Origin of the sequence: Bacillus cereus group sp. BfR-BA-01316 (assembly GCF_022664195.1) — a bacterium.
Lineage (GTDB): Bacteria > Bacillota > Bacilli > Bacillales > Bacillaceae_G > Bacillus_A.
Genome location: NZ_JAKUGX010000021.1, coordinates 26,106 through 41,739, shown reverse-complemented (window position 1 = coordinate 41,739; position 15,634 = coordinate 26,106). Strand labels below are relative to the sequence as shown.

The following is a 15,634-nucleotide window of genomic DNA, read 5'->3' as shown; positions in this document are numbered from 1 at the left end:
CGCGCGACATTCGTCACGCGTTTTTTGTTTTTGTCATTTTATGAATTGCTTTCCATGCTTCTTCTTTTCCAAGTCCTGTTTCAGAAGAGAATAGAACGATTTCATCCCCAATTTCAACAGCAAGCGTTTCTTTTACAACTTTTAAATGCTTTTGCCATTTCCCTTTCGGAATTTTATCGGCTTTCGTTGCAATAATAATTGTTGGGATTTCATAATGCTTTAAGAAATCATACATCATCACGTCATCTTTTGTTGGTTGGTGACGTAAATCAACTACTAATACAGCTGCGTCTAATTGCTCACGTGTTGTAAAGTAAGTCTCAATCATTCTGCCCCATGCCGCGCGCTCCGTTTTAGATACTTTCGCATATCCATAACCTGGAACGTCAACAAAATGCATCATTTCATTGATTAAGAAAAAGTTCAGCGTTTGCGTTTTTCCTGGTTTAGAAGAAATACGTACTAACTTTTTACGATTTAAAATTTTATTAATAAAGGAAGACTTCCCGACATTAGAACGACCTGCTAAGGCGATTTCTGGTAAATCACTGTCTGGATATTGTTCCGGTTTAACGGCACTAATTACAATATCTGCTTTTGTTACTTTCATTGTTTCACTCCTACTAATGCGTGCTCCAATACTTCGTCTAAATGAGATGCAAGCACAAACGTAAGGTTTTCTTTTACGCTCTCTGGAATATCATCTAAATCTTTCTCATTTTCCGCCGGTAAAATAATTTTTGTTAATCCCGCACGGTGAGCACTTAATGTTTTTTCTTTCAAACCACCAATTGGTAATACACGACCACGAAGTGTAATTTCACCTGTCATACCAACTTCTTTACTTACAGGAATACCTGTTAGTGCAGAAATAAGTGCAGTTGCCATCGTAATACCTGCTGACGGTCCATCTTTTGGAACTGCTCCTTCTGGAACATGAATATGAATATCGTTTTTCTCATGGAAATCCGGATCAATATGAAGTTCTTCTGCACGAGAACGAATATAGCTAAACGCTGCTTGTGCGGATTCTTTCATAACATCCCCAAGTTTCCCTGTTAAAATTAATTTCCCTTTTCCTGGCGCTACAGACACTTCAATTGCAAGTGTATCGCCGCCCGCTGCTGTGTAAGCTAAACCTGTTGCCATACCAACTTGGTCTGTTTTTTCAGCTTGACCATAACGGAATATATGCTTACCAAGTAAATCAACAATATTTTTCTCTGTTACAACAATGCGCTTGCGTTCTGCTGTAACGATAATTTTTGCTGCTTTACGACAAACTTTTGCAATTTGACGCTCTAACGTACGAACACCAGCCTCGCGTGTATAATAACGAATAATTTCAAGAAGCGCTTCATCACGCACTTGCAAATTACCTTTTCGCAAACCGTGCTCTTTTAATTGTTTCGGCAATAAATGCTCACGAGCAATGTGCACCTTTTCAAGTTCTGTATAACCAGCAATCGAAATGATTTCCATACGGTCAAGCAATGGGCCCGGAACACTTGCAAGTGTATTAGCAGTTGCAACGAACATAACTTTCGATAAATCATATGGCTCTTCAATGTAATGATCACTGAAGTTATGGTTTTGTTCTGGATCTAACACTTCAAGTAACGCCGCTGATGGATCTCCCCTGAAATCGTTAGACATTTTATCAATCTCATCTAATAAGAAGACTGGATTAACTGTTTTCGCCTTTTTCATACCTTGAATAATACGTCCTGGCATCGCTCCTACATATGTACGACGGTGACCACGAATTTCAGATTCATCACGCACACCACCAAGAGAAACACGTACAAAATTACGATTTAACGATGTTGCAATAGAACGTGCTAACGAAGTTTTTCCAACCCCAGGAGGTCCTACTAGACAAAGAATTGGTCCTTTTAATGAATTCGTTAACTTCTGTACAGCTAAATATTCAAGTACTCGCTCTTTCACTTTTTCAAGACCGTAATGATCTTTATTTAAAATTTCTTCCGAATGAGCGAGGTCAATCATATCCTCTGTTGCTGTTGTCCACGGGAGAGCTAATAACCAATCAATATAATTACGAATGACACCACTCTCAGCAGAACTTACAGGTAACTTTTCATAACGATCTAATTCTTTCAGTGCAGCCTTCATTGTTTCTTCAGGCATTCCCGACTGTTCAATTTTCTCACGAAGTTCTTCAACTTCCCCGCCCTTGCCTTCTTTATCACCAAGTTCAGTTTGAATCGCCTTCATTTGCTCACGTAAGAAATATTCTTTTTGCGTGCGCTCCATTGAATGTTTCACTTTTTGTCCAATTTTCTTTTCTAGGTTAAGTAACTCTTGTTCATCTTGAATAATTGAAATAAGTGTATGTAGTCGTTCTTTCACAGATACAATCTCTAAAATCTCTTGTTTCTGCTTCGTTTTAATCGGTAAGTGAGAAGCAATTAAATCAGCTAGTCTTCCGGGTTCTTCTACATCAGCTACCGTTGCAAATGTTTCATTTGAAACTTTTTTCGAAACTTTAATATATTGTTCGAAATGCTCCAGTAACGTACGCATAAGAGCCTTCTCTTCCAAATCATCTTCTACTTCTTCAGTTACTGTTCTAATAGAAACTTGTACCACATTTTCTTCTTCGATAAACTCTACTACTTCTGCTCTATGTAAACCTTCTACAAGGACACGAAGCGTACCATTCGGCAATTTTAACATTTGCTTCACTTTCGCCACTGTACCTACACTATATATGTCATCTTCTTTCGGATCGTCGATATTCATTTCTTTTTGCATCGCTAAAAAGATGATATTTTCATCCATTGCCGCCTGCTCTAGTGCTTGTATCGATTTATCACGTCCTACATCAAGATGCAGAACCATCGTTGGATATACGAGAATGCCTCTTAATGGTAGGAGGGGCACAATTCTTTCATTCGTATTCATACTAGACATAGCACCTCCATAACAAATTAAACTCCTGTTCAACTATTTTATATTACAATACATCTAGATGCAATTGCAGAGATTCTTCGCAATTGTAAATCCCCTGTTTTTTTGTGCCTCACGAAAAGAAAAAAGACTCCGCTTAAGCATACAAACTTAAACGAAGTCTGGCAAATTTTATTATTGTATATTCTCACATTGATTGTGCATCTGTTTCGTCCAAAGCAGTATGTGCATCAAGCTCACGATGAATATTTTCCTGCATAAATGTTAATTCAAACACTTCTTTTAATTTGCGAACAGGAATGATCTCAATTCCCTTTATTGTATACAAAAATGGTTGCATGTTTTCAGCCGGAATGATGACTTTCTTAGCTCCCGCTTTTTTCGCAGCTTTTATTTTTGCGTACACACCACCAATAGGCTTCACTTCTCCGTGGATACTTATCTCACCTGTCATCGCTACTTCATTATTCACATACGTACGATGCACTGCTGAATAGACACCTGTTGCCATAGCAATACCTGCTGAAGGACCATCAATGGGGATACCACCAGGAAAATTAATATGTATATCATACCCTTCTGGCAACACATCTAGAGAACGAAGTACTGTTAACACATTATCAACAGAACCTTTCGCCATACTTTTTCGACGAATCGATTTCGTTTGGTTGCCAATACTTTCCTCTTCTACAATTCCAGTGACATTTACTGACCCTTTATCTTTCGCAGGAATAGCTGTTACCTCAATTTCTAATAACGCACCTGTATTCGGCCCATATACAGCAAGCCCGTTCACAAGACCGATTCTTGGAATTGGATAAATACGTTTTTCGTACTTTGGTGTAAGCTGACTAGAATGAACAACCCACTCAATATCTTCATCTTTAATGAAAGGTCGTTCTTCATTTATCGCCATACCAGCAGAAATTTGCACGAGATTAATTGCTTCTCGTCCATTTCTTGCATACATTCCAATCATTTCGATACCGTTCTCACCTACTTGCATCTCCACTTTGTCAGCTGCATTTTTCGCTACTTTTTGAATTTCTTCTGTATCTAACTCACGGAAGAACACTTCTAAACACCGCGACCTAATTGCAGGAGGAATTTCCTCTGGTGAACGCGTCGTTGCACCAACTAAGCGAAAATCTGCCGGTAAACCTTTTTGAAAAATATCATGTATATACGTTGGAATCATCGAATTTTCTTCACTATAATACGCACTTTCCAAAAACACTTTCCGATCTTCTAACACCTTTAGCATTTTATTCATTTGAATTGGATGTAATTCACCAATCTCATCAATGAACAAAATACCACCATGCGCATCTGTTACAGCCCCTTTTTTCGGTTGCGGGATACCCGCTTGCCCCATTGCACCTGCTCCTTGATAAATCGGATCATGCACTGAACCAATTAATGGATCCGCAATACCACGCTCATCAAACCTAGCTGTCGTTGCATCAAGTTCAATAAATGTTGCATTTGTACGAAATGGAGATTTCGGATTTCGTTTCGCTTCTTCTAATACAAGGCGTGCTGCCGCTGTCTTTCCGACACCTGGCGGACCATATATGATCACATGTTGCGGATTAGGACCACAAAGAGCCGCTTTTAACGACTTAATCCCGTCTTCTTGCCCTACAATGTCTACAAAGGATGTAGGACGTACCTTTTCCGCAAGTGGCTCTGTTAAAGAAACCTCACGCATTTTACGAAGCTGCTCTAATTCTTTTTTCGATTCTCGATCAATTGAAACTTTTTGTGTTCGCTGATTTCGAAGTAAATGCCAAAAATACAATCCGACAATTACGCCAAAAACAAGTTGAACAAGTAAAAATATATTTGTCCAGCTCATAATTCATTTCCTCCCGCTATGTTTTACCTTTTAGTATTTCCTGGGAGGAATAGTGCTAAACATAAAGAAAAACAGCAATTATAAAAATTGCTGTTTCTTCTTCGCATTATGCAGATGTTTTTGTATCAAGTACAGTACCGTCTTGTAACACCAATTTCGGCGGTTCATTATCAGCTACTGTTTCTTTCGTAAGAATACACTTCTCGATATCTTTGCGAGATGGAAGTTCGAACATTACATCAAGCATCAAGCCTTCAATAATAGAACGAAGTCCACGAGCACCTGTTTTACGTTCAATTGCTTTTTTCGCAATCTCAACTAGTGCACCTTCTTCAAACTCTAACTCAACATCGTCAAGCTCCAATAGTTTTTGGAATTGCTTAACAAGTGCATTTTTCGGTTTAGTTAAAATATCTACAAGAGCATCTTCATCAAGCGGCTCTAGGTTCGCAATAACTGGAAGACGACCGATAAACTCCGGAATTAAACCGAATCTTAAAAGATCCTCTGGTAAAACGTGAGATAAAACATGCTTCTCATTTACATCAGCATTTTTCTTCTCAGCACCAAATCCAATTACTTTCTCACCAAGGCGACGTTTAATAATAGGCTCGATGCCATCAAACGCTCCACCACAAATGAATAGGATGTTCGTTGTATCAATTTGAATAAACTCTTGATGCGGGTGCTTACGACCACCTTGAGGTGGAACGCTTGCTACAGTACCTTCTAAAATTTTCAGAAGTGCCTGCTGTACGCCTTCACCAGATACATCACGTGTAATTGATGGATTTTCGGACTTACGTGCCACTTTATCAATCTCATCAATATAAATGATTCCTTTTTCCGCTTTCTCTACATCATAATCAGCTGCTTGGATTAATTTTAGTAAGATGTTTTCTACATCTTCCCCTACATATCCAGCTTCTGTTAAAGATGTTGCGTCCGCGATCGCAAATGGAACATTTAAAATACGCGCTAATGTTTGTGCCAATAATGTTTTACCACTACCAGTTGGCCCAATAAGTGAAATATTACTCTTCGCCAATTCTACATCATCAATTTTGCTGTTAGAATTAATGCGTTTGTAATGGTTATATACCGCTACCGCTAGTGCTTTTTTCGCGTTATCTTGTCCGATGACATACTCATCTAAGATTTCACGAATTTCTACCGGTTTCGGTACATCTTTGAATTCTACTTCTTCGTCCTTCGCAAGCTCCTCTTGTACAATTTCAGTACAAAGCTCGATACACTCGTCACAAATGTAAACACCTGGACCTGCAACTAGCTTTCGAACTTGCGTTTGTGTTTTACCACAGAAAGAACATTTTAATTGACCTTTTTCATCATTAAATTTAAACATATTTTCACACCCCTTACAAAGTGCTAATCTCTTGCCTTCGTATGTACACGATAAATGTATCGTATGTAAATACATATTATGTCACTACGTGGCGAGAAATACAAATAATATGACTAGTTATGTACAAATAAAAAATTTTAAAACTTTTGAAATATGTATATTCGACTTACAAAGGAACTTTTCCTTCTTCATCGAAAAGTTTTATAAATATATTTCTATATTTATAAAACAAGGCACGATTAAAATCGCGCCTTGTTATTTTATTATGCAGCGTTTTCTACTAAGAAGTCTACAGCTTTACGCACTTTAAGATCTTCAGATAAAGCGTCTACGCTTCCAAGAGCTTGCTTGATAGCGTCTACTGGCATACCGTACATTTCAGCCATTTTTTCAACTTCTTCAGTTACTTCTTCTTCAGTAACTTCGATGTTTTCAGCTTCAATGATAGCTTCAAGAACAAGATTGATTCTTACACGTTTTTGTGCATCCTCTTTCATTTGCTCTTTTAATTTGTCAGCGTCAGTACCTGTGAATTGGTAGTAAAGCTCAAGGTTCATACCTTGTTGGCTTAAACGTTGCTCGAATTCACGAACCATACGATCTAACTCAGTGTCGATCATAGCTTCTGGAATGTCGATTTCAGCGTTAGCAGCAGCTAATTCTACTACTTCGTCACGTACTTTGTGCTCAGCTTCGTGCTTTTTGCCTTCTTCTAAGTTTGTACGAAGTTTTGTTTTTAATTCATCAAGAGTTGCAACTTCTTCGTCAGCATCTTTAGCGAACTCGTCGTTTAACTCAGGAAGTTCTTTTGTTTTGATTTCGTGAATTGTTACTTTGAATGTTGCTGGTTTACCAGCTAATTCAGCAGCATGGTACTCTTCTGGGAATGATACTTCAACTTCTTTAGAATCACCAGATTTAAGACCAATTACTTGCTCTTCGAAACCTGGGATGAAAGTACCAGAACCGATTGCAAGAGAATAGTTTTCGCCTTTTCCGCCTTCAAATGCTTCGCCATCAACGAAACCTTCGAAGTCGATTACAGCTGTATCACCATCTGCAACAGTTCCTTCTTCTTTAACAACTAGTTCAGCTTGACGCTCTTGTAAAGCTTTTACTTCGTTCTCTACATCCTCGTCAGTTACAGTTGTTTCAACTTTTTCTACTGCTAAACCTTTGTAATCACCTAATTTAACTTCAGGTTTTACAGTAACTTTTGCAGTGAAAATTAAGTTTTGGCCTTTTTCGAATTTCTCGATGTCAATCTCAGGATGAGCAACTGGGAAGATACCAGCTTCATCGATTGCTTCACCGTATGCTTTTGGTAAGATGATATCTAAAGCATCTTGGTATAAAGATTCAATACCAAAGCGTTGTTCGAATAATGGACGAGGCATTTTTCCTTTACGGAAACCTGGTACATTAATTGTTTTTACTACTTTTTTGAATGCAGCGTCGATAGAGTTATTTACTTCTTTAGCATCAACTTCGATTGTTAAAACGCCAACGTTACCTTCTAATTTTTCCCATTTTGTAGACATTTATTCTTTCCCTCCAACTATAATAATGTATGCACATACCTCTATAGATTAAGATTTTTATTATCTCTTTCTTGAAATAACAAATGTACAAATAACCCTCTAGCAAAAAGCTTTCAGATACAATGTTCCAATCTACTAATTGTCTAAAAGACAACTACGGTATATTTTGTTCGAGACTAATATGAAACATATTAAGTAAGAGAATTATACTCCTCTTCTCTTACAAACAGGCAGATTTCTGCCTTTTGCAACCCTTACATTATAACATAGAATGTGCTCGTTTCAATAACTGAACGATTCTTTTTCATAATTATACGGGCAAATACCCTTCTCTTTCAATTCGCAGTAACCATTGATAGGCAATATGAAATTCCTCAAACTCAATATTGTATGCTGTCATAAGTTCTTCTTCATCAATAGCCAATCCGAAACGCTTTCTTCCAATTCTCTCTAAGACGGCAGCCCAAATTTCTACTTTGTCCATTAATAGAGGGAATGGGAAAATGCTAATTTGTAATTCTTTCCAGTATGTAACCATCGCATCAAATATATCTGGATAATTTTGCTCTAATCGGTTTGAGAATTTATGTATAATTTTATCGGATTGCTCCTCATTATGACCCGTAAATGCTGGAATCACCTTTATCGTATTTCCAAACTTCTCTACCTCTATCTCTTCTTCTATTTGATTTTCTACCATTTTATACAAAATAGAAGTTTTTAAATAAGGGTGCTGCTCTTCGTCTATTAAAAATTTCTTTAAAGTAGGAAGTGCGAGATCCAGGTCTTTTAACGAAAGTTTCTGGATCACTCTTAGCTTTTGACCAAAGTTTTCTCCAAAAAGCCCATCGGTAAATTTTTCTAATTCAAAATTCGAATCCACTAGCGGTATATCTTCTTCATTCAGCATCCCTTGCGCAAACAAAGCAAGCTGAGCCAATTTTTCCTTTTGCTCAGGAATTATATCTTTCGTTTGCAAAACTTCCTCAACAGTTTCGATGACACCTTCATAATCATTTGTTTGAACTAAAATAGTTACATACGTTTCAAGAATATCACCAAATAATACAGCTCCCGTTTCAAGCAACTGCTCACATTTTTCTTTCGCTTCTTCCATACGTTTTAATTCTAGCAAACAAATAACTGAAGCTAATTCTGTTTGTTCCGTTTCTGCATTATACTGACGTAATACTTCAAAGCAGCGCAATGCATCTTCGAATTCCCGCTCTTTCAACGCTAAAAAACCTTTATCAATATAGCGTTCTGATAGTTGCGGAAACAATACGACCGTATTTTCTTTTTTATCCATACGTCCGCCTCTTTTTCTAGATTTTAATGATCTTCAAAGTAAATATATCAAATGCGTAATGAGAACACAACACTCCAAAATTATTTATTTGAAATATAGGAATATTCTATTTTTATAACGAAAAAGCAACAAACTTTTAAATAAAATTCATTTTTCACAAACAAAAACCCTCAGCAACAGACGCAGAGGATTTATCATTAATGGAAAGCTTTTATAATCGTGGGGTATATAACAAGGGTAATAATTTGGAGAACAATAATTGCCATAACAATCATGCTAAAATAGAAGATCGGTTTACTTCGCTTCATTAAAAACATAATAATAAGCATCGTACAAGCAAACAAACTTAAAAAGAACAAACTTGTTGTCGAACTAAGTATACCACTCGGGACAAAGAACAATAAAACTACACTACAAGTACCTATAATTCCAAATAACCATTCCATTCATTCACTCATTCCCTTTCCCTCTCATGGCAGTTTTTTCTAAGCTATTAAATGTTTCACAACATCAACTACATACGTTAATTTCTCATACGCTACAAATCCAAAAGCTACGGTTAAGCCCGTTACGATTAATCCTTTCATCATCTCTTCCTCCTCATTTATCGTTGTTATCTTCATTATAGAGGATTAGTAATTTGTTACCATCGAACTTCCTTACACTTACCTTACAGAATTGTAAGATTTCAAAAAACATAAAAAACACCTCATGTAACTAGAGGCGAATTCACGGAATTTCTCTATAATCATTTGCAAAATTAACTTTTTTCTCTTGATGATTTTTTGGAGAATCCACTCTCAAACTAATGGATTTATTAAATACTTTAGGATCGAAATAATAACATGAATTAGTTTGTGGACAATATACGCAATACACATCTATTTCTTCTTTGTTCACTTCTTTTGTGGTCACCCCATTTGCCGTAGAATAACTAGAGCGGAATCTAACTTCAAGTATCCCCCGTGAATTCAATTCTCTATATTTAACTTGCACCCTCTTAAACAATCCATCTTTGTACACTACAAGATCAAATGAAGAATGCTCTGTTTGTGGTGTTAAAATCATATATCCTTTTTCATACAAGTCAACTTGAGCCTTTAAAACCGCTAAATCTCCTTTTGTTTTTGTATGATGGTGCACTTTTACTCAACACCTTTTTACATATTTTCAAAATAATATTCGTTACTTTTCTTAACTTACCTTCAAATATTTTCGGATTACAAGAAAACAATTTATTAAAATCATGATACTATATTTTTGTACAATTAAGAATTTATTTTACAAGGGGGATTACACATGTTTAAAAAAATGGCAGCTGACGTTTTAGGACTAAGCGATGTAGGTTCCGTTATCACACCGAAAGATTACGATAAGGTCGATGCTGATGATTACGTCATGCATGAAGATGGGGAGAAAATATATTTTCTTATTAAATCAAAATCGGATGAATATTGTTTCACAAACAAAGGATTAATTCATCTAGATGGTACAAGCGCCACAAGCAAAAAGCGTACATTGCGCCGCTATAGCTATAGTAAATATCAAATTAAAAACGTAGCACTCGAAACTGCAGGCACGATTGATTTAGATGTAGAAATTAAGTTTCATATGGGAGATGAGCATTACTCAATTGATGTTCATAAAAAACATATTGAAGAATTAAAAGATTTATATAAGGCTCTTCTTAAAATCGAAGAAATTTCATACGACAACGATATTACATTGCAGTATGCACATAAAAGTTTAGATATGGCTTCTAACACTTTTAGCCGCATTACAAATGCACAAGTGAATCTGGCAGAGCAATTTAAAGAGATGAATGAGATCGCCTTCAACTGGCTCGTTGATACGAAAAAGCAATATAACGTAAAAGATTATGGTTTTGTCTTTGAAAAATTTATTAATAACTAATTTAAAACAAACAAAAAACCTTGTTATCAAAAGATAACAAGGTTTTCTTAGCGTCCCAGGAGAGATTCGAACTCCCGACCGACGGCTTAGCTTACCACCATAGCTTTCGCTACCAGCAATTACTGTTTGTAGTCTGGACTATATCTTCACCATTTCAGGTGCGACACGTGTAGTCTCTACGGAACCTCACGATGATTTGCATCATACTTCAGAGTCTTTACCATTAAGATTAACTTAATCATTCAAAACTCCTTAATCTCCTTTAGAAGATCGTAAGTTTCCTCGGTATTACCATCAGCCGAACTGTTAAGGCTTCACCGATATAGTGTCGTCCACTTTATAGGTTCTTGTTTCCCTATAAAGGCTCCTATTTTCTTGAAGGCCGTTGCTCTATCCTGCTGAGCTACTGGGACATGGAGCGGGTGAAGAGAATCGAACTCTCGACCAGAGCTTGGAAGGCTCTTGTTTTACCACTAAACTACACCCGCATATGTTATTTTATTTTTCTTCGTTAGCGCCGTTGCCCTATCGACAATATTTATTATATTCATAACTACTTATAAAGTCAACACTTTTTTAAAAGAGGATAATTTTTCTTATCCTCTTTTAAAAATTGCTTGTTCCACCAGCTGTCCGTCTAATGTTTCAAAACGAACTTCTATATGATTTTCATCCATTTCTAATAAAGCGAATGTTTTTTCCACACGAGAGCGTGGGAGCAAAATACTTCCTGGATTAATAAATAAAATCCCATCAATTAATTCTGCCCCTAATACATGAGAATGTCCAAAGCATGCTACTTGCGCTCCTACTTCTTCTGCATGATACGCTAACGTTTGCAACGTCATTTTCACATTATGACGATGACCGTGTACAACTAAGAAACGAATTCCATCTACATCAGTTACAATTTCATCTTGAAAGTTAGCATAATCACAATTCCCTTTTACAACATGGAAACCTTGCAGTTCTTCGTAAGCAGGCGTTAGCTCTGAATCACCACAATGAATCATGACATCTACTTTCCCTTCGTAATTCTCTTTTAACTGCTGTAATTCCTTCACAGAGCTATGACTATCGCTTACGATTAAAGCTTTCATCAATCTCTCTCCCTTATTCTTCTAAAAACCATTCTGGGATTTTTTCTTCTAATTTACGAAGAGCACGCCCGCGGTGACTAATCGCATTTTTCTCATCTGAGCTTAGCTCCGCCATCGCTTTTTTATATTCTTCTACATAAAAAATCGGATCGTATCCAAAACCATTTTCCCCGCGGCGCTGTTCTAAGATTTTTCCTTCGCACGTTCCGTTTACAATAACCGGCTCTTTATCAGCTTCAGGGAAAGCAACTGCTAGCGCACAGTAAAAACGAGCTGTACGTTTTTCTAAATCGACGTCGGTTAGCCCTTGTAACACCTTATCTATATTCGCCTGATCATCTTTCGGCTCTCCAGCAAAACGAGCTGAATATACACCTGGTTTCCCGTTTAAGGCATCTACAATAAGACCAGAGTCATCTGCAATTACGATGGAATTCAACTGTCTACTAAGACTGTCCGCTTTTAAAATTGCGTTTTCTTCAAATGTTTCACCAGTTTCTTCGACTTCTTCAATATGAGGAAAATCGTGTAAAGATTTCACTTCTAAGTCAAATCTCTCAAATAACTCAGCAAACTCACGTACTTTCCCAAGATTTTTCGTCGCTACAACAACTTGCTTCATATTTTCCACCTCTACTCTATATGAGATACGATGTCACCTAACGCTTCTTTTTGCTTTTCAACAAGTTGGAAAATCCCTTGTTCAGCAGCATCAAGTAATTCATTTAATTCAGCTCTGCTAAACGTCGCTTCTTCTCCAGTTCCTTGCACTTCAACAAACTGACCTTTTCCAGTCATAATAACGTTCATATCAACGTCTGCTTTAGAATCTTCAGCATAATTTAAATCTAAAACGACACCTTGTTCTTCAACAATGCCTACTGACGTTGCCGCTAAATAATCTTTCACCGGAATTTTAGATACTTTGTCTGCTTGCAATAATTTTTCAAAAGCTAATACCATCGCTACATAAGCACCTGTAATAGAAGCTGTTCTCGTTCCGCCATCCGCTTGAATTACATCACAGTCAATCCAAACCGTTCTTTCGCCAAGCGCTTCTAAATCAACAACCGCACGTAATGCTCGTCCAATTAAACGCTGGATTTCCATTGTGCGCCCTGTTACTTTCCCTTTACTTGACTCTCGAATTGTACGTTGCTCTGTCGCACGTGGAATCATTGAGTATTCTGCTGTTACCCAGCCTTTTCCTTCTCCGCGCATAAACGGCGGTACACGCTCTTCAATTGTCGCTGAACAAATTACCTTTGTATCCCCAACTTCAATTAGTACTGATCCCTCTGGATGTTTTAAATAATTTGTATGAATATGTATATGGCGTAGCTCTGCTTTTCCTCTACCATCTACTCGCATAAAAATAACCCCCTCATAAATACTCTCATTAGTATAGCCAAATTTAAATGTACGATATGTATAACAATAAAAGAAGGGGAACTCAAAAAGCAATTCCCCTTTCTTACATAAGTATATCAAATTGTTCGCGATTAAAAACTACCTGTATTCACGTTTTGTGGACGATCAACAGGTTTTATTAACTTTTCACCTTTCTCATCCATAAGATTTGCTTTCCCATTCACTTCAATAGAAACATTTTTCACACCTTGTTTTTCCGTTAAAGATAAGACTAACGATTTCAACACATAATTTGAAATCATATTTTTGTCTGGGTTCACAAATATATTTTCGTTAAAGTTTAATGTAATATTTCCGTCCTGCACTTTCGGATTCGTAATAAGCTTAGCTCCTGGATTAAAATCATTTAGTAGCGATCCTTGAATCGGACCTTTTACAAGCTCATCCACAATTGTCGCGTAATCATTTTCTTTTCCTTCTGCAACGCGTCTTGTTACCGGTACGTAATATTGCTGCTTATTATTATTTTGCGCCATAAAGTAAAGTGTAACCGGTTTTGTATGCGTCACATCTGCTACTTGTTCATCATCAAAATTAATTCCATTCGCACGACTTACCCCTTCACCAAGCGGTGTACCCGCAACAGGCATCTTCGCTAACTTTTCACCATTTATTTGGAACTGCACTTGTTTTATTTCTGTAAATTGAGTCAAAGTCCACGCTACTGATTCAACAATTTGACGTTCTTCTTCTTTTGAATAATTTTTCATTTCTTTAGAGAAATCAATTACTGCTGTCCCGCCTTTTTTCAAATTCAAGGTCATCGTCGTATTCGCTGGAAGGACTGCTCGAAATCCATTTGGCAATAAATTTGTGACTGGTCCATCTTTCACGAGATACTCTAACGTTTGCTGTACAACTTCATTCGCTTTCGGAGTAGGCATTGCAATAGTTTGCGGTACGACATATCCATTTTTATCAACGAGGTATAACTCTCTATTTACTGTTTGCCCTTGTTTATCTTTTTTAGCAGTTTCTTTCTTTTCACCTTCTGTATACGTAACTTTTTTTGGCGGATCAATTTGTTCTGTCGCTTTCTCTTGATTTAACAAGCCACACCCTGATAATAAAATCGCACTCACAGTAGCACCAACAACCCATTTAAAAGTGGATTTAGGCATGCCATTCCCCCCTAAAATCTAAGTTTGTACTATTATGTATACGAGCTGTTTCATATTTTAGAACAAGCTATAGCCACTTACACAGAAAAAACCCCTGATTTCTCAGGAGTTCTCTTATATGAATCTACTATTATTCTGTATCTAAATTAATATGCTTCACATTTTCAATCGGCTGACCGAACCACTTTGATGCAATTTCTTTAAACAGACTTATTTTACCAGTCGTTAAGAAGAGGTGATCACTTTGTTCTTCTCCCTCATTTAACATCTTACTATGGTATAAAATCGTGCTTACCTCACGCGCTGTTTCATCACCCGAACTAATTAATTGCACTTGATCCCCCATTACCTTTTTAATAACAGGACCTAAAATCGGATAATGTGTACATCCTAAAATAAGCGTATCAATGTCAGTACTTTTCAACGGTTGCAATGTTTCTCTTACAACTTCATACGCCATTTCACTTTCGAAATTCCCACTCTCTACAAGCTCAACGAAAGGTGGGCACGCTAAACTTTCTACCATAACACGATTATTAATAGACTTTAGCGCCTCTTCATAGGCGCCACTTTTTACTGTTCCAATCGTTCCAATAATCCCAACATGATACGTATTTGTCACTTTTAAAGCTGTACGTGATCCTGGATGAATAACTCCAACTACTGGAATTGGTAATTGTTTCTGCATTTCTTCTAATACAACGGCAGTTGCTGTATTACACGCAATAACTAACATTTTAATATTTAAATCTAATAAATGCTCCGTCATTTCCCACGTAAATTGACGCACTTCTTCACGAGAACGCGGACCATAAGGGCAACGTGCTGTATCTCCTAAATATATAATACGCTCTTTCGGCAACTGACGAATTAATTCCTTCGCTACTGTTAAACCGCCCACTCCTGAATCAATAACACCGATCGCTCTATTCAACTTAATCACCCGTTTTCTCATTCATCATCTTATTTTATCAGTATATTTTACACACTTTAAGTTCGCTAACTTAAAATGCCCCTGTATAAAACTTTTCATTTGTACCTGTATAGATCAGGACCTTTT

Annotated in this window: 14 protein-coding genes and 1 tRNA gene; 1 reads left to right on the top strand and 14 read right to left on the bottom strand. The window is 37.0% G+C overall.

Annotated elements, in window-relative coordinates:
* Positions 1 to 13: 13 nt before the first annotated feature.
* From ysxC to MR071_RS16260, 8 genes are all read right to left on the bottom strand, one after another.
* Positions 14 to 610: a ribosome biogenesis GTP-binding protein YsxC gene (gene ysxC, locus MR071_RS16295; RefSeq protein WP_105584358.1), complete on the bottom strand. Its 597-nt coding sequence runs from the start codon at positions 608 to 610 to the stop codon at positions 14 to 16.
* Positions 607 to 2,937: an endopeptidase La gene (gene lon / locus MR071_RS16290; protein ID WP_242236950.1), complete on the bottom strand. Its 2,331-nt coding sequence runs from the start codon at positions 2,935 to 2,937 to the stop codon at positions 607 to 609. Before lon ends, ysxC begins: the two co-directional genes overlap by 4 nt.
* Before the next feature lie 184 nt (positions 2,938 to 3,121).
* Entirely contained in the window at positions 3,122 to 4,792 is a 1,671-nt protein-coding gene (gene lonB, locus MR071_RS16285; protein WP_142395745.1) for an ATP-dependent protease LonB, read from the bottom strand.
* Positions 4,793 to 4,898: 106 nt separating this feature from the next.
* Complete coding sequence (gene clpX / locus MR071_RS16280; protein ID WP_000472285.1) at positions 4,899 to 6,158, bottom strand: ATP-dependent protease ATP-binding subunit ClpX; 1,260 nt, start codon at positions 6,156 to 6,158, stop codon at positions 4,899 to 4,901.
* 263 nt (positions 6,159 to 6,421) lie between these two features.
* Positions 6,422 to 7,699, bottom strand: a complete 1,278-nt coding sequence (gene tig, locus MR071_RS16275; protein ID WP_105584355.1) for a trigger factor — start codon at positions 7,697 to 7,699, stop codon at positions 6,422 to 6,424.
* 310 nt (positions 7,700 to 8,009) lie between these two features.
* Positions 8,010 to 9,008, bottom strand: coding sequence for a tetratricopeptide repeat protein (locus tag MR071_RS16270; protein ID WP_105584354.1), 999 nt, complete (start codon positions 9,006 to 9,008; stop codon positions 8,010 to 8,012).
* A 197-nt stretch (positions 9,009 to 9,205) separates the two neighbouring features.
* A complete protein-coding gene (locus MR071_RS16265) occupies positions 9,206 to 9,454 on the bottom strand; it encodes a hypothetical protein (RefSeq protein WP_001983650.1) in 249 nt (82 codons plus the stop codon).
* A gap of 283 nt (positions 9,455 to 9,737) precedes the next feature.
* Positions 9,738 to 10,151 (bottom strand): group I intron-associated PD-(D/E)XK endonuclease, encoded by a 414-nt coding sequence (locus MR071_RS16260; protein ID WP_105584353.1) that lies wholly within the window; start codon positions 10,149 to 10,151, stop codon positions 9,738 to 9,740.
* 156 nt (positions 10,152 to 10,307) lie between these two features.
* On the opposite strand from MR071_RS16260, the gene MR071_RS16255 reads away from it, so the two are divergent.
* Positions 10,308 to 10,922, top strand: coding sequence for a PH domain-containing protein (locus tag MR071_RS16255; protein ID WP_002160347.1), 615 nt, complete (start codon positions 10,308 to 10,310; stop codon positions 10,920 to 10,922).
* A 414-nt stretch (positions 10,923 to 11,336) separates the two neighbouring features.
* On the opposite strand, the gene MR071_RS16250 is transcribed toward MR071_RS16255, so the two are convergent.
* The 6 genes from MR071_RS16250 to racE all read right to left on the bottom strand — a co-directional run bounded on the left by MR071_RS16250 (position 11,337) and on the right by racE (position 15,517).
* Positions 11,337 to 11,410, bottom strand: a tRNA-Gly gene (locus MR071_RS16250).
* A 108-nt stretch (positions 11,411 to 11,518) separates the two neighbouring features.
* A complete protein-coding gene (locus MR071_RS16245) occupies positions 11,519 to 12,022 on the bottom strand; it encodes a metallophosphoesterase (RefSeq protein ID WP_242236947.1) in 504 nt (167 codons plus the stop codon).
* Between the two features lie 13 nt (positions 12,023 to 12,035).
* Positions 12,036 to 12,644 (bottom strand): XTP/dITP diphosphatase, encoded by a 609-nt coding sequence (locus MR071_RS16240; protein WP_061674627.1) that lies wholly within the window; start codon positions 12,642 to 12,644, stop codon positions 12,036 to 12,038.
* 11 nt (positions 12,645 to 12,655) lie between these two features.
* Positions 12,656 to 13,393: a ribonuclease PH gene (rph, locus tag MR071_RS16235; RefSeq protein ID WP_002145515.1), complete on the bottom strand. Its 738-nt coding sequence runs from the start codon at positions 13,391 to 13,393 to the stop codon at positions 12,656 to 12,658.
* A 131-nt stretch (positions 13,394 to 13,524) separates the two neighbouring features.
* Positions 13,525 to 14,574, bottom strand: coding sequence for a GerMN domain-containing protein (locus MR071_RS16230; protein ID WP_105584351.1), 1,050 nt, complete (start codon positions 14,572 to 14,574; stop codon positions 13,525 to 13,527).
* Between the two features lie 130 nt (positions 14,575 to 14,704).
* A complete protein-coding gene (gene racE / locus MR071_RS16225; protein WP_375337513.1) occupies positions 14,705 to 15,517 on the bottom strand; it encodes a glutamate racemase in 813 nt (270 codons plus the stop codon).
* Positions 15,518 to 15,634: the final 117 nt, after the last annotated feature.

Bases quoted from the DNA above. Each gene is read 5' to 3' on its own strand.
- ysxC (WP_105584358.1), bottom strand. From the start codon at position 610: ATGAAAGTAACAAAAGCAGATATTGTAATTAGTGCCGTTAAACCGGAA.
- lon (WP_242236950.1), bottom strand. From the start codon at position 2,937: ATGTCTAGTATGAATACGAATGAAAGAATTGTGCCCCTCCTACCATTA.
- lonB (WP_142395745.1), bottom strand. From the start codon at position 4,792: ATGAGCTGGACAAATATATTTTTACTTGTTCAACTTGTTTTTGGCGTA.
- clpX (WP_000472285.1), bottom strand. From the start codon at position 6,158: ATGTTTAAATTTAATGATGAAAAAGGTCAATTAAAATGTTCTTTCTGT.
- tig (WP_105584355.1), bottom strand. From the start codon at position 7,699: ATGTCTACAAAATGGGAAAAATTAGAAGGTAACGTTGGCGTTTTAACA.
- MR071_RS16270 (WP_105584354.1), bottom strand. From the start codon at position 9,008: ATGGATAAAAAAGAAAATACGGTCGTATTGTTTCCGCAACTATCAGAA.
- MR071_RS16265 (WP_001983650.1), bottom strand. From the start codon at position 9,454: ATGGAATGGTTATTTGGAATTATAGGTACTTGTAGTGTAGTTTTATTG.
- MR071_RS16255 (WP_002160347.1), top strand. From the start codon at position 10,308: ATGTTTAAAAAAATGGCAGCTGACGTTTTAGGACTAAGCGATGTAGGT.
- MR071_RS16245 (WP_242236947.1), bottom strand. From the start codon at position 12,022: ATGAAAGCTTTAATCGTAAGCGATAGTCATAGCTCTGTGAAGGAATTA.
- MR071_RS16240 (WP_061674627.1), bottom strand. From the start codon at position 12,644: ATGAAGCAAGTTGTTGTAGCGACGAAAAATCTTGGGAAAGTACGTGAG.
- rph (WP_002145515.1), bottom strand. From the start codon at position 13,393: ATGCGAGTAGATGGTAGAGGAAAAGCAGAGCTACGCCATATACATATT.
- MR071_RS16230 (WP_105584351.1), bottom strand. From the start codon at position 14,574: ATGCCTAAATCCACTTTTAAATGGGTTGTTGGTGCTACTGTGAGTGCG.